This window comes from Pseudomonas sp. ASL3, from assembly GCF_056680425.1.
On the sequence record NZ_CM155281.1, the window covers coordinates 6,582,598 to 6,605,609 of the forward strand.

Annotated in this window: 22 protein-coding genes; 6 read left to right on the forward strand and 16 right to left on the reverse strand. The window is 58.2% G+C overall.

The features are described 5' to 3' along the window. Positions 1-19: 19 nt before the first annotated feature. Entirely contained in the window at positions 20-769 is a 750-nt protein-coding gene (locus tag AC1MEE_RS30225) for an enoyl-CoA hydratase-related protein (RefSeq protein ID WP_480413073.1), read from the forward strand. A gap of 65 nt (positions 770-834) precedes the next feature. Here AC1MEE_RS30225 and AC1MEE_RS30230 read toward each other — a convergent pair whose 3' ends face one another. The 3 genes from AC1MEE_RS30230 to pyk all read right to left on the reverse strand — a co-directional run bounded on the left by AC1MEE_RS30230 (position 835) and on the right by pyk (position 5,796). Continuing rightward, on the reverse strand, positions 835-2,115 hold the full coding sequence (locus AC1MEE_RS30230; RefSeq protein WP_480413074.1) for an NHL repeat-containing protein: 1,281 nt from the start codon (positions 2,113-2,115) through the stop codon (positions 835-837). Between the two features lie 333 nt (positions 2,116-2,448). After that, complete coding sequence (locus AC1MEE_RS30235) at positions 2,449-3,783, reverse strand: IS110 family RNA-guided transposase (RefSeq protein WP_480413075.1); 1,335 nt, start codon at positions 3,781-3,783, stop codon at positions 2,449-2,451. A gap of 561 nt (positions 3,784-4,344) precedes the next feature. Beyond that, positions 4,345-5,796 (reverse strand): pyruvate kinase, encoded by a 1,452-nt coding sequence (pyk, locus tag AC1MEE_RS30240; RefSeq protein WP_480413076.1) that lies wholly within the window; start codon positions 5,794-5,796, stop codon positions 4,345-4,347. 157 nt (positions 5,797-5,953) lie between these two features. Between pyk and AC1MEE_RS30245 the strand changes: the two genes are divergently transcribed. Continuing rightward, complete coding sequence (locus AC1MEE_RS30245; RefSeq protein ID WP_480413077.1) at positions 5,954-6,328, forward strand: tetratricopeptide repeat protein; 375 nt, start codon at positions 5,954-5,956, stop codon at positions 6,326-6,328. A gap of 167 nt (positions 6,329-6,495) precedes the next feature. On the opposite strand, the gene AC1MEE_RS30250 is transcribed toward AC1MEE_RS30245, so the two are convergent. After that, positions 6,496-6,618 (reverse strand): hypothetical protein, encoded by a 123-nt coding sequence (locus AC1MEE_RS30250; protein WP_480413078.1) that lies wholly within the window; start codon positions 6,616-6,618, stop codon positions 6,496-6,498. 14 nt (positions 6,619-6,632) lie between these two features. On the opposite strand from AC1MEE_RS30250, the gene AC1MEE_RS30255 reads away from it, so the two are divergent. Then, the gene (locus AC1MEE_RS30255; RefSeq protein WP_480413079.1) at positions 6,633-6,992 is read left to right on the forward strand and encodes a PilZ domain-containing protein; all 360 of its coding nucleotides are present in this window, start codon (positions 6,633-6,635) and stop codon (positions 6,990-6,992) included. 30 nt (positions 6,993-7,022) lie between these two features. Here AC1MEE_RS30255 and AC1MEE_RS30260 read toward each other — a convergent pair whose 3' ends face one another. Genes AC1MEE_RS30260 through AC1MEE_RS30285 form a run of 6 tightly spaced genes read right to left on the reverse strand, consistent with a single transcriptional unit; the run spans position 7,023 to position 13,883 of the window. Then, positions 7,023-8,366: a DUF58 domain-containing protein gene (locus AC1MEE_RS30260; RefSeq protein ID WP_480413080.1), complete on the reverse strand. Its 1,344-nt coding sequence runs from the start codon at positions 8,364-8,366 to the stop codon at positions 7,023-7,025. Beyond that, positions 8,363-9,388, reverse strand: a complete 1,026-nt coding sequence (locus AC1MEE_RS30265) for an AAA family ATPase (protein ID WP_480413081.1) — start codon at positions 9,386-9,388, stop codon at positions 8,363-8,365. The genes AC1MEE_RS30260 and AC1MEE_RS30265 overlap by 4 nt, the downstream gene beginning before the upstream one ends. After that, positions 9,385-10,593, reverse strand: a complete 1,209-nt coding sequence (locus AC1MEE_RS30270; RefSeq protein WP_480413082.1) for a DUF4350 domain-containing protein — start codon at positions 10,591-10,593, stop codon at positions 9,385-9,387. The genes AC1MEE_RS30265 and AC1MEE_RS30270 overlap by 4 nt, the downstream gene beginning before the upstream one ends. After that, positions 10,590-12,179 carry a DUF4129 domain-containing protein gene (locus tag AC1MEE_RS30275; protein ID WP_480413083.1) on the reverse strand — a complete coding sequence of 530 codons (1,590 nt, stop codon included), beginning with the start codon at positions 12,177-12,179 and terminating at the stop codon, positions 10,590-10,592. Before AC1MEE_RS30275 ends, AC1MEE_RS30270 begins: the two co-directional genes overlap by 4 nt. Next, complete coding sequence (locus AC1MEE_RS30280) at positions 12,166-13,146, reverse strand: stage II sporulation protein M (RefSeq protein ID WP_480413084.1); 981 nt, start codon at positions 13,144-13,146, stop codon at positions 12,166-12,168. The genes AC1MEE_RS30275 and AC1MEE_RS30280 overlap by 14 nt, the downstream gene beginning before the upstream one ends. Then, entirely contained in the window at positions 13,143-13,883 is a 741-nt protein-coding gene (locus tag AC1MEE_RS30285) for an RDD family protein (RefSeq protein ID WP_480413085.1), read from the reverse strand. The genes AC1MEE_RS30280 and AC1MEE_RS30285 overlap by 4 nt, the downstream gene beginning before the upstream one ends. Before the next feature lie 200 nt (positions 13,884-14,083). Here AC1MEE_RS30285 and sbcB point away from each other — a divergent pair, with 200 nt between their 5' ends. Further along, complete coding sequence (gene sbcB, locus AC1MEE_RS30290; RefSeq protein WP_480413086.1) at positions 14,084-15,514, forward strand: exodeoxyribonuclease I; 1,431 nt, start codon at positions 14,084-14,086, stop codon at positions 15,512-15,514. Positions 15,515-15,644: 130 nt separating this feature from the next. Here sbcB and mvaT read toward each other — a convergent pair whose 3' ends face one another. Next, positions 15,645-16,022 (reverse strand): histone-like nucleoid-structuring protein MvaT, encoded by a 378-nt coding sequence (mvaT, locus tag AC1MEE_RS30295; RefSeq protein WP_480413087.1) that lies wholly within the window; start codon positions 16,020-16,022, stop codon positions 15,645-15,647. A 361-nt stretch (positions 16,023-16,383) separates the two neighbouring features. Between mvaT and purU the strand changes: the two genes are divergently transcribed. Both purU and AC1MEE_RS30305 read left to right on the forward strand, forming a co-directional pair. Next, positions 16,384-17,235 (forward strand): formyltetrahydrofolate deformylase, encoded by an 852-nt coding sequence (purU, locus tag AC1MEE_RS30300; protein ID WP_480413088.1) that lies wholly within the window; start codon positions 16,384-16,386, stop codon positions 17,233-17,235. Positions 17,236-17,281: 46 nt separating this feature from the next. Further along, entirely contained in the window at positions 17,282-17,458 is a 177-nt protein-coding gene (locus tag AC1MEE_RS30305; RefSeq protein WP_480413089.1) for a hypothetical protein, read from the forward strand. An 18-nt stretch (positions 17,459-17,476) separates the two neighbouring features. On the opposite strand, the gene gpgF is transcribed toward AC1MEE_RS30305, so the two are convergent. The 5 genes from gpgF to AC1MEE_RS30330 all read right to left on the reverse strand — a co-directional run bounded on the left by gpgF (position 17,477) and on the right by AC1MEE_RS30330 (position 22,457). Continuing rightward, on the reverse strand, positions 17,477-18,472 hold the full coding sequence (gpgF, locus tag AC1MEE_RS30310; protein WP_480413090.1) for a glucosaminyl phosphatidylglycerol flippase: 996 nt from the start codon (positions 18,470-18,472) through the stop codon (positions 17,477-17,479). After that, positions 18,469-19,239, reverse strand: a complete 771-nt coding sequence (gene gpgD / locus AC1MEE_RS30315) for an N-acetylglucosaminyl phosphatidylglycerol deacetylase (RefSeq protein ID WP_480413091.1) — start codon at positions 19,237-19,239, stop codon at positions 18,469-18,471. Before gpgD ends, gpgF begins: the two co-directional genes overlap by 4 nt. Next, positions 19,232-20,344 (reverse strand): N-acetylglucosaminyl phosphatidylglycerol synthase, encoded by a 1,113-nt coding sequence (gene gpgS / locus AC1MEE_RS30320; protein ID WP_480413092.1) that lies wholly within the window; start codon positions 20,342-20,344, stop codon positions 19,232-19,234. The genes gpgD and gpgS overlap by 8 nt, the downstream gene beginning before the upstream one ends. Before the next feature lie 202 nt (positions 20,345-20,546). Beyond that, positions 20,547-22,019, reverse strand: a complete 1,473-nt coding sequence (locus AC1MEE_RS30325; protein ID WP_480413093.1) for an inorganic phosphate transporter — start codon at positions 22,017-22,019, stop codon at positions 20,547-20,549. 240 nt (positions 22,020-22,259) lie between these two features. Further along, entirely contained in the window at positions 22,260-22,457 is a 198-nt protein-coding gene (locus tag AC1MEE_RS30330; protein ID WP_480413094.1) for a hypothetical protein, read from the reverse strand. Positions 22,458-23,012 lie beyond the last annotated feature (555 nt).

Here is a 23,012-nt window from a genome sequence, read left to right on the forward strand (position 1 = left end):
ATCCCCAAACGAGACCGCCATGCCTGATTCGATAGTGATTGACCGCGAAGGCAGCTTGCTGACGCTACGCGTGAACCGCCCGGATAAAAAGAACGCCCTGACCCTGGCGATGTACGAGCGTCTGGCGGTGGCCTTCGAGCAGGCCGATGCCGACCCTGGCATTAATGCCGTGCTGCTGACCGGCGGCAACGAATGCTTTACCAGCGGCAACGACATCGCTGACTTCGTCGAACAACCGCTCACCGGTCAGGACAACCCGGTGTTTCGTTTCATGCGCAGCCTGTTCAATTGCAGCAAACCGGTGATCGCCGCCGTCGCTGGCGCGGCCGTGGGGATCGGCACGACCCTGTTGCTGCATTGCGATCTGGTTTACGTCAGCCGCGATGCGCGTCTGAAAATGCCCTTCGTCAACCTCGGCTTGTGCCCGGAATTCGGCTCCAGCCTGATCCTGCCGCGCCTGCTCGGCCACGCCAAAGCTGCTGAGTTGTTGCTGCTGGGTGAGTCGTTCACAGGCGAGCAAGCGGCGGCGTGGGGGATTGCCACCGCCGCACTGGACAGCGGCCAGGCGGCGTTGGACAAAGCTCGGGAAGTCGCTGCGCGCTTCGATCAACTGGCCCCCGAGGCCGTGCGCATCAGTAAACAACTGATGAAAGCGCCCGAGCGTGAGGCGTTGTTAAAAGTGATCCAGCACGAAGGCGAACTGTTCGCCGAACGCCTGCGCTCACCGGAAGCGATTGCGGCGTTGTCGGGGTTTTTGGCTCGGCGCTGAAAGCGCTGTTCGCAGGCAAACCTGCTCCCACATCTATGGGAGCAGGCTGATAGGGAGGGACTGTTTTAGTTCAGTAGGCGCGTGACGGTACGAATCTGCCGGCCTGCGACAATCAGGGAAGAACAGATAAGGATTTTGCCATCGTCTTGCAAGATCAGGCGTGGCTCCAGCCCGGGCTCAAGTATTACCCATCCATTACCGTTGCCGAAGCTTTTGTCCAGCTCACCCGTTCTCAGGTAGCGACCTACAATAACCCCCTTGGCCTCAAGATCTGCGTTATAGGTGATACCTGTCGCGAGAATGGTGTTGGTCATTGGCGTTATTGCGGCCGAATACCACTCACTGTTTTTCGCAAGCTTAATCCCTATGATGTCGCCGTTATTGAAGGCAGGGTCGTTGAGACCATTAGCGATTCTGCCGAAGATCATGGCTTCGTTTTTCTTAACCCCGCCAATAACGCCAACGCCAACAAAACTGCCATTTTCACTTGGGACCAGATCGTCCACTCTTAAAAAGCGCGGTCCTACGCTGAGCCCTATAAAACCCTTATCGCCAAAGCTGTCATCAGGGCGGCCATCTGCATGATAACGGGCCAATAACCCTCGATGTCTTTTCTCCACCAGATCCACCTGCCCGCCGATGATTATTTCGCCCCTGGAAGTCACAATGAAAGAATATATGGCGGTGCGCCAGGCTTGATCGTGGGGGTAGCGGATGGTCGTATAACCGGTGCTATTGAAACTTTTATCCAGAACACCGTCTGCTGTCAGCCGAATAAGTAGCCCGTAGCCGTAATCGAGCATCGTGTGAATGATGAGAATTTTTCCGTCGGGGAGGAGGGTGCTGCGAATGGTTGAACTGCTACTTGATTCCCGGTGTTTTAATATCGGGTCGTTGATGGCAATTTTTCCAGCGGGCTCGATAACGGGTGGAAAAAGAAAGGTGCCACCGTCTCCGAACGTTAGGTCCAAGTCGCCATTGGGGCGCAGGCGGCTTGCTGCCGGGTAAATTTGCGAGTTAATGATGTACGTGCCGACGAGCAAGACTTTGTCGTCGTCCAGATGTTTGACGGATCGGCCTACCGAGGGATAGCCCTGAAACTGGCCCTTTATTGCACCGCCGTTGCCGAAGGAAGTATCGATTGCTCCACTTTCGGTCAAACGTCCCACGACAAATCTATTACCCATCGTTGAACCGATGACCAATATGTTCCGTTCTGGTGTTAAATCCATACCCCAAACCGACTGAAAAATGGCGTCCGGGAAGTCCAGAATCATCTTTCCCCCGTTACCAAAGCTTGAGTCAATGTCACCTGCCGCCTGGGTTCCTTTTTTTGGGATGTTCATTTTCTTTCTCCAGATAAATAAAGCGTCCATTACCCAACCAGAACAATCCAATTGGACCGGTTCGGGTTAAGCACGCCAAGACTTCAGCGTCCAGAGAAATACGGCGGGGCTCATGACTGTGCTGGGAATACTCTGCACTCAAAGCCAGCCCGCCGTAAGCTGTCAGAAATGACAGGGGGCCAAGCGCTATCACTGCTTCGGAAGAACTTCGTGATCGCCGCAGGCCCGTTGTAGGAGCAGGCTTGCCCGCGATCGCGGTGTTTCAGGCCTATCGCCATCGCGGGCAAGCCTGCTCTCATCAAACAAAAAATAACGCATTGTTTTTTATGCCTTTTATTTGGCCATAACTAACTGCATCCCAAGCTTGTGTGCCTTGCGTTCCAGGGCACGCAGTTGACGGTGTCGACTCTCGGCTTCATAGGCTTCCATACCTCGCTCCACGTAGGGTTGGCCTTTGGTCAACATGACGTAGATCAGGCGGGCCAGTTGATGCGCGGTGGCTTTGATGGCGCACGCGGTATCCATGCGCGCCAACCGGGCTCGATGGCTGGCGCCGATGAAGCTCTTGTCGTTGCGCGCGTTGGACGCGGCCTGCTTCAAGGCCTGCGCGGCTCGATTCGAGACCTTTGGCGGACTACCAGGCAGCTGCCTGCCGCCGGATATCCGGGTCGCAGGTGCCAGGCCGAGCCAGGAACAGAAGTGTTGTTGCGTGGGAAATCGCGATAAATCAGGCCCGATTTCGCTCGCCAGTGCCAAAGCGGTTTCGACGCCGATGGTGGGAATAGCGGTCAAATCAACGCCCATTATTTTTCCCAGCGCACGGTGCAAACGGGCTTGCTCGGCTGACGAGCGGTGCGGGCTGCGCAGTGCCTTGGCCGGCGGCATAGGTTCATCGTTCAATACCGGCAGTCGATCAATGGCGTGAGCGATGGCCTGATCGCATTCGGCAATTTGCTGTTCCAGAAAATCATGCGTCGCCATTTCCTGAGCCAGGGCATGCAGATGCTCGGTTCGCCAGTTACCGCGCAGGCTGCGGGCAATGGTTTCATGATCGGCCTTGATGTGACCGTTTCGAAAACCGGCCAATACGTACGGATCACGCTCGCCGCCGATGATCGCGTTGAGGATTTTCTTGCCCGTCAGGCCGGTGATGTCACTGATGACAGTGGCTAGCTGGATGTTCATCTGGGTCAAGGCTTTCTGCATGCGATTGACGCTCTTGGCCTGATCGCGAACTTTCATTGCGCGCTGGCGAACCAGAGAGCGCATCGAGCAAATGTCGTCGGCGGGCCGAAAGGCGCCTCTGAGCAAGCCGTGGGTCATGAGCTGCCAAATCCACTGGCAGTCCAGCACATCGGATTTGCGCCCGGAGGTCTGGCGGGTGGCGCGGGAGTTCACCAAATACACCTCGAAGCCCCGTGCATCGAGGATTTCAAACAGCGGTATCCAGTAGACCCCGGTTGCCTCCATGGCCACGACATTGATCTTCAACGCTTCGAGCCAATCGGCTAATGCGAGCAACTCGTCGGTGAACGTTTTAAACGAGCGGACAGGGGTGTCGCTCTGGTCGGGGTTGACCCCCACCCAATGCTCGCGACTGCCAATATCGATACCCGCACAATGAGGGTGAACCACTTCAAAACGTTTCTGCTGGTTCTTGCGCGCCATGACAATTCCTCGCAGGATTGAGGGGCGCGCGGGGAGCACGGTGGCGAATGGATTCACTCTCTCATACGTGGTCACAGCTTGCTGTGCCGACAACGACTCCACGCCGATACCGTGCGGACCACTCTCCCATGCGGGTGCGTACACACCAGTGATGGCTACGGTCTTGGTCCCCGCGCGCACTTCGATTCTACGACGTGCCCCTGTTTGCTGCGCGACAGCGCGGCGTCGAAGACGCGGCGAGGCCTCCTATCAAACAATGCATAACCAGCTGAAGTAAAAAGATTATTTTGTAGGAGCGCGCTTGCCCGCGATCGGCTGCGGAGCAGTCGCAAAATCAGCGAACTCTATTCTGGCAATAGAACTGTGCTCAGCATTTTCGGGCCCGCTTCGCGGTCCATCGCGGTCCATCGCGGGCAAGCGCGCTCCTACAATTGACCGTGTTTGCTGCGCAACAGCGCGGCGTCGAAGACGGGGCGGCATCTCCTACAGGATTGTGACGTTAAAACGCAAAAAGCCCCGGCTCTTTCGAACCGGGGCTTTTTGTTACTGCCGAAGGCGGTGTTAAACCATTGGATCGCCGACGTGCAGGATCTTCATGCCATTGGTACCGCCAATGGTGTGATAGCTATCACCCTTGGTCAGGATCACCCAATCGCCTTTCTCGACCAGACCGCGTTTTAGCAACTCGTCCACTGCCGCCTGACTAACCTTGCCCTCTGGCAGGGCCGCCGGGTCGAACGGTACGGTGTAGACGCCACGGAACATCGAGGCGCGCGCCTGGGTTTCGCGGTGCGGGGAGAACGCGTAGATCGGCACCGAAGAGCGGATCCGCGACATGATCAGCGGCGTGTAGCCACTTTCGGTGAGGGCGATGATCGCTTTCACACCGGGGAAGTGGTTCGCCGTGTACATGGCCGCCAGCGCGATGCTTTCGTCGCAACGCTCGAAGGTCTTGCCGATACGGTGGCTGGAGGTTTTGCTGGTCGGGTGCTTTTCAGCGCCGACGCAAATCCGTGCCATGGCCTGGACCGCTTCGATAGGGTATGCACCTGCGGCGCTTTCCGCCGAGAGCATCACCGCATCGGTGTAGTCGAGCACGGCGTTGGCTATGTCGGACACTTCAGCGCGAGTCGGCATCGGGTTCTGGATCATCGACTCCATCATCTGCGTCGCCACGATCACCGCTTTGTTGTGGCGGCGTGCGTGCAGGATGATTTTCTTCTGGATACCGACCAGTTCTGCGTCACCGATTTCAACGCCGAGGTCACCACGAGCAACCATGACCGCGTCACTGGCGCGAATCAGGGCATCGAGGGTTTCGTCGTCGGCCACGGCTTCGGCGCGTTCGATCTTCGCCACGAGCCAGGCAGTACCGCCAGCTTCGTCGCGCAGTTGACGCGCGTATTCCATGTCGGCGGCATCGCGTGGGAAGGAAACGGCCAGGTAATCCAGCTCCATTTCCGCTGCCAGCTTGATGTCGACCTTGTCTTTCTCGGTCAGGGCTGGCGCCGTCAGGCCACCGCCGCGACGGTTGATGCCTTTATGGTCGGACAGCGGACCACCGATCAACACCGTGCAATGCAATGCATCGGCGGTGGCGGTGTCGACGCGCATGACCACGCGGCCGTCGTCGAGCAACAGCTCGTCGCCCACGCCGCAGTCCTTGACCAGATCCGGGTAGTCGATACCGACGACTTCCTGGGTGCCTTCAGTCAGCGGATGAGTGGTCGAGAAGGTGAAGTGATCACCGACTTTCAGCTCGATCCGCTTGTTGGCGAATTTGGCGATACGGATTTTCGGGCCTTGCAGGTCGCCCAGCAGTGCGACGAAGCGCCCGTGCTTGGCGGCAATCTCACGGACCAGGCGGGCGCGAGCTTTGTGCTCGTCCGGCGTGCCGTGGGAAAAGTTCAGACGAGCGACGTCCAGGCCGGACAGAATCAGTTGTTCGAGAACTTCCGGCGAGTTACTGGCCGGGCCAAGGGTGGCGACGATTTTGGTACGACGAACGGTCATGCACAGACTCCTGAGTTGAAGCGCAGCGTGAGGCTACTACTGTCTGATCCTGTAGTCATTGTTCCTTTGCACTACCTTAGCGCTCCGTCACTGGGCAATAAACAGCCTGAAGAAATCGGCGTTCGGGTCGATACACTGCAGAGCCCAGGAGAGACCCATGCGAATTTTGATCGTTTTAGCCTTGATGGCCAGTGTCGTCGGCTGCACCCGTTGGTCGATGGACGAGCATTTGAACAGCGCTTACCGCTCGTACGCCGATGGTAATTGCGATAGCGTGATGCTTGAGTTGTCCCGGGTCGAGCGCGAAAGCCGTTCGCGCCGGTTCATCCAGCCCGAAGTATCGATGCTGCGCGGTCAATGTCTGGAGCGCCAGAAGCTGTTCGTCGATGCGGCGCAGACTTACATATTCATCATTACCCAGTACCCTGATAGCGAATATGCATTTCGGGCGCGTGCGCGTCTGGAGACCTTGCAGCAGCTAGGGCACTACCGTGGTGGAGTGCCTGCCCAACCGAGTCCTGCTTCATTTTAGTTACACTCGATTGGATAGACGGTCGTTTTTTGAGCGGCCGTGTGCCAGCGTTGAGCTAGGCTCTGAGTTCAAGGATTGAAGATACTGACGTGCAGTCGCACAAGCAGCCACGGACAGGCGTGTAACACGCAAACTAACGCTCTGTGACAAGGCTCTGCATGGGTTGGTCAGGCGGTGAGGCGTTCGGTGGCGTGCGGTACAAAGGGAGACTTCGCCTCGGCAGCGGTCATCGACATGTCCAGCGCGAACTCAAATAGCACTAGCGCAACCATGCTTAATGGTTCATTCATAGCGACCGTCAGACATGCTTATCGAGCGACGAATCGAGCGTCACCAACTGCCTTACTTTTTGCAGGTTTTCAATCGATATACCGATAAACCGCTGGGGTGCCTGGGCAACGTTTCAGAACACGGTTTGATGTTGATCAGCGACTTGCCGATTCTGGTAGGTGCCGATTTTGAGCTGCGTCTGAAGATCCCGGGCAGCGATGGCGAACAGAAGACCATCGATATCAATGCCAACTGTCTCTGGTGTCGCGAAGACGAAACGCCGGGGAACTACGACTCGGGGTTCATGTTGCAGGCCACGCCCATCGAGTACGTCCTGTTGATTCGGGCGTTGCAGCGTTACTTCAGCTTCTATCCTCTGGAAGCCTCGGCCTGAGTGCGGAATGGGTTTGAAGCGGGCACTGAATTAAAGCGTGCCGGCCTTTTTCCAGCTTAGATATCGGCTGACCAATTGCGCCCCGAGTTCTCCGGGGCGCGCATCCAGTACAGGTACGCCATGGGCAATCAAACGTTCGTGCAAACCCGCGCGAGCGTTGAGAAAGTCGATGGTGCCACAGTAGGCGAGAGCGTCCTGCCAGGTCTGCACCGGGGTATGGCGCAAGCTGTCGAGCACTTCTTCGCGCAGGCTGGCGACCAATACCCGATGCTGACGGCTCAGCTGTTTGACCGCGCCGAGTAGTTGCTCATCGTCTTCATCACGCAGATTGGTGACCAACACCACCAGCGCCCGGCGCTTCTGCCGGGCGAGTAATTGCTGCACCGCGACGCCGTAGTCGGCCGGGCGTTGCGTGCTTTTCAAGTCATAGACGCTGTTGAGCAATACATTCAACTGGCCGGTGCCTTTGACGGGTGCAAGGTAATGGTTCTGCTCGCCGGCAAAGGTGGTAATCCCCACCGCGTCACCCTGGCGCAGCGCGACGTAACTGAGCAGCAGGCAGGCATTGAGCGCATGGTCGAAGTGCGCCAGATCGCCATCCTGGCTGCGCATGCGCCGGCCGCAATCGAGCATGAACACAATCTGCTGATCACGCTCATCTTCATATTCGCGGGCAATGGGTGTGCGTTGCCGGGCCGTTGCTTTCCAGTCGATCTGACGCAGGCTGTCGCCTTCGCGAAATTCGCGCAGTTGATGAAATTCCAGTCCCAGACCACGGCGCTGACGCTGGCGCACGCCCAGTTGGCTGAGCCAGTTATCCACCGCGAGTAGCTGGCCGCCATACAGGCGCGCGAAATCCGGGTAGACGCGGGTCGCATCGACGAGCGGCAAATAGCGGCGCGTGGTCCATAAGCGCAAGGTGCTGGGCAGGCTGATTTCGCAACGCTCGAAGTCGAAGTGCCCACGACTCAACGGACGCAAGCGATACCCGAGCTGGCCGTGTTCGCCGGGGTGCAAGGTGATGGGCTGCGGCAGATTTTCAAAGGTCAGGCCCTCGGGCACATGATCGAACACGCTCAGCGTCATAGGCTGATTGAAGTCGTGCTCGATGCTGATGCGCACTTCGCTCCAGCGTCCCAATGCCAGGCTGCCCGGCAGCTGGCGTTGCAGGCGCGGCGACGGCACGCGGATGAGTCTGAAGGCGTCGATCAGGCTGAGCATGATCAGCGCCAGCAGCAACCCCCAACACACCGCCGAGAGTTTTGCTGGCAGGTCGATGCCCAGCGCGGTCAGGGTGCCGAGGATCACGGCCACGCCGGTCAGCCCCCCGAGCCACCAGAGCAATAAGCGAGAAGGCTTGAGCGCCTGCGTCATAGGCGCGGCGCCGGAACCTGATCGAGCAGTTGCTTGAGCACTTGGTCCACCGACAGTCCCTCGATATCCAGTTCGGGTGAGAGCCTGACCCGATGACGCAACACCGCCAGCGCGCAGCCTTTGATGTCGTCCGGGATCACGAACTCGCCGCCACGCAGCAGCGCTCGCGCCCGTGCCCCGCGAACCAGCGCAATCGACGCGCGAGGCCCGGCGCCGATGGTCAGGCCTGGCCAACTGCGGGTTGCGCGAGCCAGGCGCACGGCGTAATCCAGCACCTGTTCGTCCAGCGGCAATTCACTGGCAATCCGTTGCAGTGCCAACACGTCCTTGGCTTGCAGGACGGTGCGCAGAGGATGCACATCAAGCATGTCGGCCTTGGTCGAGCGCGAGACCTGACGGACCATGCTCAGCTCTTCGGCGGCATCGGGATAGTCCATGCGCAACTTGAGCATGAAGCGGTCGAGTTCGGCTTCAGGCAGGGGATAAGTACCTTCCTGCTCGATGGGGTTTTGCGTGGCCAGTACCATGAATGGCTGCGCGATGGGCAGGGCGCGGCCTTCCAGTGTGACCTGCCGTTCTTGCATGGCTTCGAGCAGCGCGGCCTGGGTTTTCGCCGGCGCGCGGTTGATTTCGTCGGCCAGTAGCAGGTTGGTGAACAGTGGGCCTTTGCGCAATTTGAATTGCTCGGTATGCATGTCGTACACCGCGTGACCGGTGACATCACTGGGCATCAGGTCGGGAGTGAACTGAATCCGCGCGAAGTCCCCGCCGAAGCAGCGGGCGAGGGCGCGGACCAGCAAGGTTTTGCCCAGCCCCGGAACACCTTCGACCAGCACGTGGCCGCCGGCTATCAATGCGGTCAACACATCGTCGATCACCGCATTCTGGCCAATCACGACTTTTTGCAGCTCCTGGCGCAGGGTCTGAGCCAGATGGCTGGCGCGTTGTCGTTGCTGGGCCTGGTTGCTGGGCGCTGTCGTGGGCTCGGTGGTGCTTTCCGGGTCCGTCGGGTATTCGCTCATAGGGCATTCCTGAGAGTTTGCAGGTGGGCAACCTGGCGGGTGAATTCGGCACTCGACAGTCGCTGGCTGGGCCGTGGGCGCAGGGCCTGACTGATAGCGCTGGTGGGTTGGCGCGTCAGGCGCGCAAGCGCCTGCCATTGGTCGGCGACGCCGAGGTGTTCGAAACCGGGATGACGCTGTCGGGCGCGACGCAAAATGTCTTGCTGCAACGCGCGCAACAGGGCGTGTTGTCCGTTGTGTCTGAGCAGGAAGTCGGCGCTGGCGCGCAGGTGTTCGGTCAGCTGCCGACGCGCCCGTGATGCCGGGGCCTGCAAGGGCCCGTGACGCATGCCGACATGCCACAGCAGTAAACCGATCAGCAGCGCCAGTGTCGTCAGTGCCTCGGGGAAGTAACGCAGCAGGAGACTGAACAGATCGTTGTGTTCAGTGCGCAACAGCATTGTCACCGAGCTGTCCTGAGTCAGGTACCACAGCAGCCAGGCGTTGTCGTAGCGGCCGATGGCTTTGTTCTTCCACAGGTCGCTATCGGTCAGTACGGTGATCAAGCCGTCGCCGTAGGCCAGTTGCATCATGTGCGTCGCCACGTCGCTGTTGGCCCAGGACTGAGCATGGTCCTTGGGGTCGTCCAGGTGAAAGTGGGTATCGAAACTGAAATAGGCCGGATCGTCTTCGTTTTCCAAATACAGCTTGGTCAGCTCAGGGTAGTCCGTTGGCGCCAAGAGGGTAGGTGGCGTGCCGCTCGGTGGCTTGGGTGCTTTGGGGGTTTCACGGTCCTGCGCTTCAAGGCCCGGGCTGAGGAATTGATGAATCTGTACTCGGTCCAGCAGCAGGTCGCCGCTGCGGCCTTTCTGTTCATCCCAGAGTTGTTCGGCGACGAACAACAGATGGCCGCCGGATTGGGTCCAGCTCAATAGTCGTTCGACTTGCCGGGGCGTCATGTTTTCGCGACTGGCGAGCAGTAGCAGAGTCTGCTGTTCCTGGCGGGCATCGGGCAGGTTCTGAAGGGTATTGGTAACCTGCACCGGCACGGAGCGTTGGCGCAGGAAGTTTTCGGCGGCCAGGTAAGGATTGGCGCGCGCCTCGGGCGATAGGCCAAGATCAATGACTTCGCTGTAGCGTTCCAGGTGGGTGTAGAGATAATGCCCGGCCAGCCCGAACGCGACTGTTAATAACAGGCCAATCAGCAGAAGGTTGCGCCTGTTCATCGGGGAGCCCCTGAACCGAACAGTTGGCGCCAGCCCTCACACAACTCCTGCTGCAGGTGCGCAGCGGGCAGGCGATGGCCGTAGGCAAGGTTCTGCCAATGGGTGGTCAGGCTTTGGCTGAACTCACTCAATGGCAACAGTTTGAGCTGCTCGACGTGCTGCAAAACCTCGCCTTCAGTGTCGGCGTTCTTCAGCGGTAATCGGTAGTCGATCAGCAGACGACTGAGCAGCGCCCGATACAACAGACCGAGCGCCTCGCGCGGCTGGGTTGCCCAGAGTTGTTCGGCGGTGCTTGCCACATCATCGGGCAGACTTTCGGCGTTGACCTGTAAGCCGAACAATTGCTGCGGAACACTGCGCTGAATAATTTTATCGTCTCGGCGACGGCTGACGAAGGTGTTGATCCAGATCCGGTATCGCCAGATCAATACGCTGATCAAGACGAAGGCCCCGGCCCACAGCAACACTTCAAACACATGGGCAAACAGCTTGGCTGCCTGCGCGAACCCGCTGATCAAACGCTGCAGCCAGTGGACGATATCCGCCGTTTTTTCGATGTTGGTCGCGGCTTTGTCTTCGCTGAGGCGCCAACCGGTCATGGTCTTGGGGTTCTTGAATGGTGGTTGCGCCAGTTGCGTCTTGATGCTGTCGCGTGCCGCGCTGCTGGTCAGCTTTTGATGCGTCAGGCGTGGGCTGTCGGGCCCGGCCGATGTGCGCTCGAGCGATGCGGGATCCTGCGGCGGCAGCGGGCAACTGTAACCTTGCTCAGCGGCCCAAACGGGGGGTGCGAACGCTGAAAAAACCAGACCCAACCCAATCAACATGACGTAAGCGCTGCCGATCAGACGTTGGCGCAAGCGGCGCAATACCAGTTCGATGTCCCAGGCTTCCAGCGCAGTACGCCGGTTCAGATAGAGGGTGAAGCCACAGGCCACGTAAATCGGTTCCCAGAAAATCAGCACCAGCGCATAAAAGGCATTGCCCAAGTGTTCCAGCCAGTTCCAATTGCCCTCAATGTCGAGCAGGCTGTTCCAACTCCAGTTCAGCTCGACCTGTTGCGGGATCAACCAGTAGAAAACGACCATCAGCCCGAGCCACAAGGTCATTTCCAGCGAGCTGCCGACGGATGTCAACCAGCGGGCGGCGTTCAGATTGCGTTGGCTGAGAATGCCGATGCGCTGCTGGCGTGCCGCGCCGGACAGTTGTTCGAGTTGCTGTACCGGCAGTTTGAAGCTGCGGCTGAGGCTCAACCGCCGCCAGATCAAGCTGGACAGCAACTGGGGTTTGAGTGTTTGCGGCCAGGCTTTCAGGGCTTGTTTGAGGCTGGGTGTCGAGCCAAAAAGCGCTTGCGAAAGAATCAGCAGCGGCAGGCGTTCATAAGCTGGTTTGAGCCACCAGAACAGCAGAATCGCAATCGTTGGAGAGTCCCAGAACGTCAGGGTGAGCAGGGCGAAGATCGGCAGCGTGACGATGGCCCAACTGCTCATCAGCAAACCGCGATGTTCGCGAGCCAACAGCACGCCAAGGTCGATGGCTTCCCAGGGATTGCGCGGGCGAATCGCGACGCTGGCATCAGTCAGGCGCATGGCGAGTCCGTCCGGCGAAGATCAGATAAGACGCGACCAGTATCCATAAGCCAGCGCCGATCAGGTATTTGGTCAGTGGTCGAATAGCGCTCATCGATGACCAATACGCCTCGATAAAGGCCGCGATCAGCAGAAACAGCATGACTCCGCAAATCAGCTGCACGCTGGTTTTTGCCGCCAGGCGTAGTGCCTCGCTGCGCGATAAAGAGCCGGGTGCGAGCAAGGCCCAGCCCAATTTCAGGCCCGCCGCACCCGCCAGGGCGATGGCGCTCAGCTCGAACGCACTATGGCCAATGACGAACGACCAGAAGGTCTGCCCATAACCGATGCTGCTGAGGTGGCCGGCGACCGCACCGATCATCAGCCCATTGAAGAACAGGAAGAACAGACTGCCCAGGCCGAACAGCAACCCGGTGGCGAAGGTCTGAAAAGCGATGCCGATGTTGTTCATGATGTAGTAACCGAACATCATCCAGTCTTCGCTGGAACCGCGCACTGCCGCCTGACCGAGGCGTCGCGCGGCGGGGTCATACATGCTTTCCATCTCCGCGACCTGTTCGGGGCTGACGACGCTGTAGACCAGATCCGGGAAGAAATAGACCAGTAACCCCATGCCGATCAGACTGCCGAAAAACAGCAGGCTGGCGGCGAGCACGAAGCGCCATTGCGCCCGGACCAACTTGGGGAAGTCGGCGAGGATGAAACTTAATAGATGAGCGCCCAATTGACTGCGGTGCCGATAGAGCTGTTGATGGCCGCGCATCGCGAGCTGCTGCAACGGGTCGACCAGATGGCTGCTGTATCCACGTTCTTGCGCCAACGCCAATTGCTGACAGATTCGTCGATAGTCGCTGGCGAATGCCTCGCTCGCCTTAGGCTCGGCTTTGCCGCGTTCCAGCGCGTCCAACAGTTGGGCGAAGCGCTGCCAGTCGGGTTGGTGGCGACTTTCGAACTGGCTCTGTTTCATGTCGGTCCCAACAGGCCGCGCGCGATCCCATTGAGGTGCGCAACGGCTTGATCCGCAGGGATCTGCAACGGCTGCGCGAGGATTGCAGCCAGCTCCTGGGTGCGCTCGGCGGACAGGCTGGCCTGCCGTTCGGCGAAGCCTAGCAGCGCGCGCTGTTCATCCAGGGTCAGGGCGAACGGAGCCACCCGCGGCACGGCTTGTGGCAGGATCGGACGGACGATGGGCGGGTCGCAGTAGATCACCAGGGAGCCTGCGGCCAGATCGCCCAGGCGTTTGAACATGGGGTGCTGCAGGCAACTCACTGCGCCGAAGAAGTACCCGAAGGGCAGCATGTCGACGAATCGCAGCAGGTTGCGGGTCAATGAAGCAGCCCAGCCAATCGGCGTGCCATCGTCGTGTACCACGCGCAGGCCCATAATCTGTTTGCCGGGGGTGCGCCCTTGATTCAAGACCTCGAACAGGACCATGTACCACCAGGTCCCGAGAAACAGCACGAGCGCGCTCAGGCCCATGCCGAACTTGTCGAACAGGCTGAGAAATATGAACAGCCCGCCCATGAGCAGCCCGCGGATCAATAGATCGAGGGTGAAAGCCAGTGTGCGCGGCACCAGACCTGCGGGGCGCAGCATCAAATCGATACCTTCCGGGGTTTCAATTCGGGCGCGGGTATCCAATGGCGCGTACGGCGCTGCAATCTTTGGCGTTGCAGTTCCTGATGAATTGGAAGGGAGGGACATTATCGAGAGGTGCACGCCTGAAGACAAAGTCCGATGCTAGCCAGCACCGGCCAGTGAAGCAACCAGACTCTCCAAACGAGTAGGTGTCAGCGTGTGAGCAAGCGTGTCGGCTGCCAAAACCTGTGCGTCTGAATTAGCCGATTGGCCATTTGCGCCATACACGCCCTACACTTTGCCGGTCTTCTGTTCAGGAATAGCCCGTGACCTCCAGCATCTTCTGGTACGACTATGAAACCACCGGTATCAACCCGCGCAACGATCGCGCGCTTCAGGTTGCCGGTATCCGCACGGACGCTGAGCTCAATGAGATCGCCGCGCCCGTCAACCTCTATTGCCAGCCGAGCGAGGACATCCTGCCGCACCCGGCGGCGTGTTTGATCACCGGTATTACCCCTGGCCGTTTGGCCGAGCATGGTTTGAGCGAAGCCAACTTCATGACCCGGGTACACGCCGAACTGTCGGCACCGGGCACCTGCGGCGCCGGCTACAACACGCTGCGTTTCGACGATGAAGTGACCCGTTACAGCCTGTATCGCAATTTCTTCGATCCCTATGCCCGGGAATGGCAGGGCGGCAACAGTCGCTGGGATTTGATCGATGTGGTGCGAACGGCCTATGCGTTGCGCCCTGAAGGGATCGTCTGGCCCGAGGAAGATGGGCGCGTTACGTTGAAGCTGGAACGTTTGACCGCAGCCAATGGCATCGACCATGGTCAGGCTCACGATGCATTGTCCGATGTGCGTGCCACCATTGCTCTGGCGCGTTTGATTCGCGAGAAACAGCCGAAACTTTATGACTACCTGTTTCAACTGCGCAGTAAGCAACGGGTGCAGGATCAGATCCGTTTGATGCAACCGTTGGTGCATATCTCCGGGCGTTTTTCCGCTGCTCGCAGTTACTTGGGGGTGGTACTGCCGTTGGCCTGGCATCCGCATAATCGCAATGCGCTGATTGTCTGCGATCTGCACCTGGACCCTGCGCCGTTGCTCGAACAGGACGTCGATACATTGCGTCAGCGTTTATATACCCGGCGAGATGATCTGGTCGAAGGCGAGTTGCCGGTTCCGCTCAAATTGTTGCATATAAACCGCTGCCCGGTGATCGCGCCACTCAACGTGCTGCGGCCTGAAGATCAGCAGCGCTTGCAATTGGACATGGCGCACTATCGGCAGCGTGTGCAACGGTTAACCGATGCGCGGGAACTCTGGCAGGATAAATTGAAAGCCGTTTATGGCCGCGAAAATTTCACGCCCAGTGAAGATCCCGAACAGCAGTTATATGACGGTTTTCTTGGCGATCGTGATCGACGGCTCTGTGAACAAGTGCGCACTGCCGAGCCGGAACAACTGGCCCGTGACGAATGGCCCTTCGATGACGAGCGTCTGCCTGAATTATTATTCAGATACCGCGCCCGAAACTTTGCCGACACCTTGACCGTCGAGGAGCAACAACGCTGGCATGCGTTTTGTAGGCTGCGTTTGTCAGAGGCGGAGAGCGGAGCGCCTAATACCTTACAAAGTTTTACAGACACCCTGGTCAAATTATCCCTTAGTGCCACGCCCGCCCAGCTTAAGGTATTGGGTCAGTGGCAGGATTATGCAGAGCAGTTGCGGGAGCGATTCAGCCTCTGAAGGCCTTGCTGTCTGGGGCTTTGAGACATTTTTGTTGTAATAAAGGGCTGGTAAAGAAAAACCAGGTAATAAAAAACGCCAGCAAGCTGGCGTTTTTTATGAGCCGTCATTACTGACGACCGGTATTCACTTAGCCCAGCAGAGTTGCCCAGCCTTCAACCACGTCACCGCCCCACTTGGCTTTCCACTCTTTCAGAGTCTTGTGGTTGCCGCCTTTGGTTTCAATGACTTCGCCGTTGTGCGGGTTTTTGTATTGCTTGACCTTACGAGCACGCTTGGTGCCGGTAGTTTTCGCCGCGCCGCGAGGGGTCTTGTCAACTTTGGATTGTGGATCAAGCAGTGCAATGATGTCGCGCAGCGATTTTTGATATTCGCCCATCAGGGTGCGCAGTTTGCCTTCGAATTCCAGCTCAGTTTGCAGTTTGTCGTCTTGGGACAGATTCTTCAAACGGGCTTGCAGTTCTTTGATAGCTTCTTCTGTGGCGCGGTATTCGTTGATCAAGGACATGAGGGTTACCCGATGTTGTGAAGGTGATAGGGAGACAGTGGCGTAATAATAGTCAGACACTTTGGCCAAGTAAACATTAAAGAAAAGTTTTAGGGCAATTATTTAAAAGCCTCGCCTACGCTACTGCCTGCGCGACACTAGATAATGCACCGCAGGCGGTAAAGCGCGTGCGCCTAATGCCCCCCGTTTCTAACGCAGGGCTGCAAGGGTGGCAGGGCGGCGAGTGAGGAGAAATGACCGTGCTTCGTCCGACAGGCGCTCAATGGCCCGGGCGGTTCCAATCAAGGCAAGAGGAGTACTGCAGTTTTGCCGCGTAATCGCTAGAATGGTGGCCTTTGCGAAGTTCTGGAGTTTCCCCCACATGCGCACTTTTCGGCTAGTGATTGCTTGCCCGGACCGCGTCGGCATCGTTGCTAAAGTCAGTAACTTTTTGGCCGCCTATAATGGCTGGATTACCGAAGCGAGCCATCATTCGGACAATCTCAGCGGCTGGTTCTTTATGCGTCACGAGATTCGTGCCGATACAGTGCCCCTTGAACTTGAAGCGTTCCGCGAGGCCTTTGCGCCGATTGCCGAAGAGTTCTCCATGGACTGGCGGATCACCGATTCGGCGCAGAAGAAGCGTGTGGTGTTGATGGCCAGCCGTGAATCCCACTGTTTGGCGGATTTGTTGCACCGCTGGCACAGCGATGAGCTCGATTGCGAAATTGCCTGCGTGATCTCCAACCATGAAGACCTGCGCAGCATGGTCGAGTGGCACAACATCCCGTACTACCATGTGCCGGTGGATTCGAAGGACAAGGAGCCTGGGTTCGCCGAGGTCTCGCGTCTGGTCAAACACCATCAGGCGGATGTCGTGGTGTTGGCGCGTTACATGCAAATTCTGCCGCCGCAACTGTGCCGCGAATATGCACATAAAGTGATCAACATCCATCACAGCTTCTTGCCGTCCTTCGTCGGCGCCAAGCCATATCATCAGGCCTCTCTGCGAGGCGTGAAGCTGATCGGCGCAACCTGCCATTACGTGACTGAAGAGCTCGACGCAGGTCCGATCATCGAACAGGACGTGGTGCGTGTCAGCCATCGTGACAGCATCGAAAACATGGTGCGCTTCGGGCGCGACGTGGAGAAAATGGTCCTGGCACGCGGGCTTCGCGCCCACCTGGAAGATCGGGTGCTGGTGCACGACAACAAGACGGTGGTGTTCGACTAACCTGCCAAAGGCCTTCCATGAGAAGGCCTTTTTTCAGGAGCAGAAAATGACCGACCCACTCGACAAAGCCACTTCAAGTGCGCCACCTACCCTCGGCGAAGGTTGCTTGAGCCGCTACGACCCGGATGCCCTGAGTCCGGAGGACGGTACCGAGTTTGAGGGCGCTGTGGAGCTGTGGCAGCGATTGCAAGAAACACCACAACCTGATAAAGCCGCAAAATAGCTACGTTTCTCGAAATGACTAAGCTTCTCTCAAACGCATCAGCTTGTTCAGCAAGGGGCGTCCGACCAGCAGCAAAAACACCGGGCCACCGGCAATCAAGTAAAAGTAGTACGTCACTGCGCGCCAGATCAGGATCGCTGCGGCGGCTGTGGATTTGCCGACCATCGGAGCCAGCAGCGCGGCTGATGTCAGTTCGGCGGCGCCCGCGCCCCCCGGTAACAGGCTCAATTGCCCGGCACTCAGGGACAGCATCTGAATCAGGAAACTCCAGGCCCACTGGATATCCACGCCCAGCCCGCGTAACGCCAGATACAGTACGCTGTAACGCAAGCCCCAATGCAGGCAGGTCAGGATGAACACCTGAACCAGTTTTTTTCGGGGCATCTTCAACGTGTCGGTGAAAGCATCGCGAAAGTGCAGAAGTTTGCGCGCCCAGCGCCTCCGGAAGATGGCTTTGGTCTTGAAGCGCTTGAGCAGGTACCCGTTGAACTTGATGATCTGTCGATGGTAGCGGGCAAAGCCGACGCACAGGCACAACCCACCGAGCACCAGAATCGCGCTCACGCCGAGCATCCATTCCAGCTTTTGACTCAGTTTGTGAAACAGCGCATACAGCAGAATGCCCAGCAGGGCGCACAGGAAGAACAGCAGATCACTGAGTTGGTCGGTGGCGAAGACTGCGCTGCTTTTGGCCGGGCGCACGCCGTTTCGTGACAACAGGGCCATCAGGGTCAACGGTCCACCACTGCCGCCCGGCGTGGCGCAAATGGCAAACTCAGTGGCCATGACCACGCCGAGACTTTTCAGCGGACTTATTTTGCCAATACTGTCACCCAGCAACAGGCGCAAGCGCAGTGCATTCAGGCTCCAGCACAGTACGATCATGCCGAGCATTCCCAGCAACAGGTCCAGCGGGAAGCTGCGCAGGCGCTGGAATATTTCGCTGCCACCCAACAGAAACGGAATCAGGATGGCGGCGAGCAAACCCGCCAACAACCAGGCGACCCGTTTCACGCCGCAGACCTCAGTGCCGGACGCTGGGTGTTCAACCAGTGCGCTTTGGTCATCGGTTTACGACTGTTTTCCATCAGTCGTTGTAAGGTTTTCAGCCAGTAGTTGCGGGAAAACTCATGGCGCATGTCGACCGGATGCACGCCCAGGCGAATGGTCGATGCCGTCTGAAACTCTTGCTCGAGCCGATCGCTGAGGACTTTCGACAAGGCACGACGCCAAGGGCTGCGCGCGCTCCAGACGATGCCCGGAGCTTCGACCTCTGAAAAGTCCGGTAGTCGATACAGGTGCTGTGAGTCGCTGGTGTAGCGCAAGGGCAGGTCGCGCAAGGCTTCCCGCGTGCCTTGACTCATCAGCCAGGCGGGAGCGACGAACCCGTGGAGCGGCCAGCCGAACCGCTGGAACAGTTCGATACCCGCGTGCAGCCGGGCCAGCGCCTGAACACGGTCGAGTGCGTAAAACTCGCCTTCCCACGTAAAGATGCGCCGCATGAAATAGTCACGCGGGGTGCGCGGCGGCGGGCCGTCGTCGCAGTGGTAGTAGCCGTGCAGGGCCAACTCGTCGCCGCGGGTCAGGCGACGTTCCAGGACCTGCTGAAAGTGGCTGTCGCTGCTCAACGGATTGCGTTTATGGAAGTCGGGAACCACCAGCCAGGTCATGGGAATGTCGCCCAATGCGTCCACGGCCTCGACAAAAGGCTGGTAGTCGACCCAGGTCTCAGGCGCCACGTCATGCAGCACCAGCAGCACGCTACGCTCGGTTTCAGCCATGAGCGAGCACCGGCAAGCGACGGCCGAGGACGGCTTGATAGTGGCCGAGCAGGCCTGCGACCACGGTCTCCCAAGAGTATTGTTGTTCGACATATTGCCGCGCCAAGGCGCCTTTCTGCGTGCTGTCATGGCTGAACAATTCCTGCACGGCGCTGGCCATGGCCAAAGGGTTGTTCGGCTCGCAGAGCAGGCCGCACGCATCAGGAACGATTTCAGTAAAGGCACCCGCCGCCACGGCAATCACCGGAATGCCGCTGGCCATGGCTTCGAGAATTACCAGGCCGAAGGTTTCTTGATCGCCGGCATGCAACAGGGCGTCAGAGCTGGCCAACAGGCGGGCGACTTCGCTGGCCGGGCAAAAATGATCGATCACCGACACATTGTCCGGGACCCCGGCTGGCATGTGTGAGCCGACCAACAGCAGGTGATAGCCATCGCCCAGGTGCTTCATGCAGTCGAGTAACACCGGCAGATGCTTCTCACGCGAACCGCGTCCGGCAAAAATCAGCAGTCGGGTGTCTTCGGCGAGTCCCAGTTCGGTTTTGAGGCCAGGATCGCGCAAGTTCGGGTTAAACGTCTGAAGGTCTACGCCCAACGGTTGAACATGCACATTTTCCACGCCCAGGCTAATCAGCTTGTCGGCCATGAGGGTGCTTGGGGCCAATACCCGGTCGAAGTTGCTGTACAGCTTGCTGACGTAAGCTTCGACATTGGTGCCGAGCCAATTGCCGACGCGATTGCTCACCAGTAGCGGTAGGTCGGAGTGATAGAAGCCAATGACCGGTACATCCAGTTGGCGACGAGCGTCCAGCGCGGCCCATGCTGTCAGGTAAGGATCGCCGACTTCGATCAGATCGGGCTGTAAATCTTGCAGGACGTTTCGCCACGGCGCGAGGCGTAAAGGAAATCGATAACCGTTGCCGAAAGGCAGCGCCGGGGCCGGGACCTTATAAATCCCGTCCTTGTGGCTCAGGCTGGCGCCGGGGATCAGGAGGCTGTGACGAACTCCTGGATAACGTCCCAGGCGACGATGTTTGGCATCCAGGTAAGTGCGCACGCCACCGCTGGCAGGGGCGTAGAACATGGTCATGTCAGCGATATGCACGGTAATAGCCCCTCCATTTCGTCGTCACTCCTAAGGTTGACCACTGACAAGAATAGATGTTCGGTGCACAAAGGTAAGAAGCCGGAGGGCAGAACCGGACTTAAAGTTTCTGAGCGTGGCTTGACGTGTCCGCTAGCGTCATTTTCGGGACAGCGTGCAAAAAAAAAGCGCCGGATGAGGGCGCCTTTTTGAATGTTGCTGTTTAAGCCAGTGCTTTGGAGGCCAACCAGAACAGCCCGGCCGACAGCGCAATGGTCGCAGGCAGGGTCAGTACCCAGGCCAGCAGAATGTTGCGCACGGTGCCACCCTGCAAGCCGCTTTTATTCGCAATCATGGTCCCGGCAACGCCCGAGGACAGGATGTGGGTGGTCGACACTGGCAGGGCCCAGACGTTGGCCAGACCGATGGCCAGGGTCGTGGTGATCTGTGCCGACATGCCCTGGGCATAGGTCATGCCTTGCTTGCCGATTTTTTCACCAATGGTCAGCACCACGCGTTTCCAGCCAATCATGGTGCCCAGGCCCAAGGCCAGGGCGACAGCGAGAATTACCCAGAACGGTGCGTACTCTGACGTGGCGGTCAGGTCTTTGCGCAGTTTTTCAAGGTCGGACTTTTCACGAGCAGCCAAACCTGGAAGCTTGCCGACTTTTCTGGCCGTGTCATCCAGGCAGAGCAGGTAGCGACGCACTTCGATGCGGTTTTCGGCCGGCAGGGAGTGGTAGTCCACTACACCTTTGAGGGTGCCGAGCAGGGCGTTGATGGTCGGCTCGGTTTGCTCCGGGTGGCAGCTGAAGCGCTCCGGCAGATCGCTTTCCTTCGATTTGCCCAAGGCCAGGTACTCGCCCAGGGTATCGTTGTTGCGTTGATAGAACTGGCTCAAGTGCAAGGTCGCATCGCGGGTGCGTTCGATCTGGTACGTGGTGCTGCTCAGGTCGAGAACAAACTGGCTCGGTACGATGCCGATCAATACCAACATGATCAAGCCGATACCTTTTTGACCATCGTTGGAGCCGTGCACGAAACTGACGGTCATGGCAGAAACCACCAATACCAGACGGTTCCAGAAAGGCGGGTGTTTTTTATCATCGAGCAGGCGGCGCTGGTCAGGCGTCTTGTGCATCTTCGACAGCGGGCGCCACCACTTCAGGCCGAGCAGTACGAGACCTGACACGACGAAGCCGGCAACGGGCGAAAATACCAGAGACGCCCCGATATCGATCGCTTTCTGCCAGTTGACACCGTCGGCCAGCGGGATGTTGTTGATCAGTGCATTGGCCAGGCCGACGCCCAGAATCGAGCCGATCAGGGTGTGTGAACTTGAAGCCGGGATCCCGAAATACCAGGTACCCAGGTTCCAGGTAATCGCCGCTGCAAGCAGTGAGAACACCATGGCCAGGCCATGTCCGGTATTCACATTGATCAGCAACTCGACGGGTAGCAGGTGGACGATGGCATAGGCCACGCCGACACCGCCCAGCAACACGCCGAGAAAGTTGAACGCACCGGAAAGGAATACGGCCAGGTGAGGCGCCATGGCTTTGGTGTAAATGACAGTCGCTACCGCGTTAGCGGTGTCATGAAAGCCATTGATGAACTCGAAGGTGAGGACGAATGCCAGGGCAAGCAGCAAGCTCACAAGCACCCAAGCATCTAGCCCGCTGAATAAATCGATCATGAAGGTTTTCTGACCCGGTCATAAGGGGGCGCGATTATGCCAGAAAACCCTACAAATCGATGCATTAGCTATTCGTTGGTAACATTCTTCAACGAAATTAATGCACAGCTACCGCCCTTTCGGGCTACCGGCAAGGTCGCCCTGCGCTCATGCTTGCCTCGAACCTCAACAAAACCGGGCTCTGCGCCAATCAAGACAGGGGGCGCAACAGTGCACTGTGACTCCTTTCAGTCGCAGCGGTTAAGGTTCTTCCTTGAGGTCTTTTTCCATTTTCTGCAGTTCTTGCTGGAAAGCCTGGTCGAGAAGGCTGGCTCTTTTGCGCCAAGGCTTACGTTCGGGCTCTGGTTGTGCGGCGTAGGTGGTGACTTCCCCGCCGTATACATCCTTGTAACGTTGTTCCTGGCGCTCAAGTTCCGCGCGCAGTTCATCTTTCGTCACGGTGTTACCTAATAAAGTCGAGATTAATTCTGGTGGAAACGCAGAGCTCTGGAAGTGCTTGCACAGCCTATGTCCAGTCTGGCGGGCTGTTTAAACAGCCTGCCCCTCCTTTACAAATTGCGTGTAAACACCTTCTTGCTGCACGCGGCTACGGGCACCAGAAAAAACAGCTGTCGTAGCAACAGTTACGGGTTGCAAGCGCGGTGGCTAACAATGACTCGACAACTCATCCGCTTGCAAACAGAACCCTGCGTTGACTCCGTGCGGGGTTCATATGATTGGATCCACGCTTAGCGCGGTGGAGCTTCAATCACTGCGGGGCATTATAGCCAGTCGAGTGAAGAACACTATCTCCAAGATACTCGGTGCCGTCAACTTTATGTTCGGGTTTGTTACGATAAGTCTGCTATCTGTACTGTTTTTTTTGTACGACAGTTCCGAAGTTTCGTGGGAATCCGAATATCAAAAGAACTTCCTTATCCGGGCCACTGCATTGTTTCCAGTGGTGGGCGGTCAATAGGGGGGCGGGTATAAGCCACGATTTTCGCGGTGTAG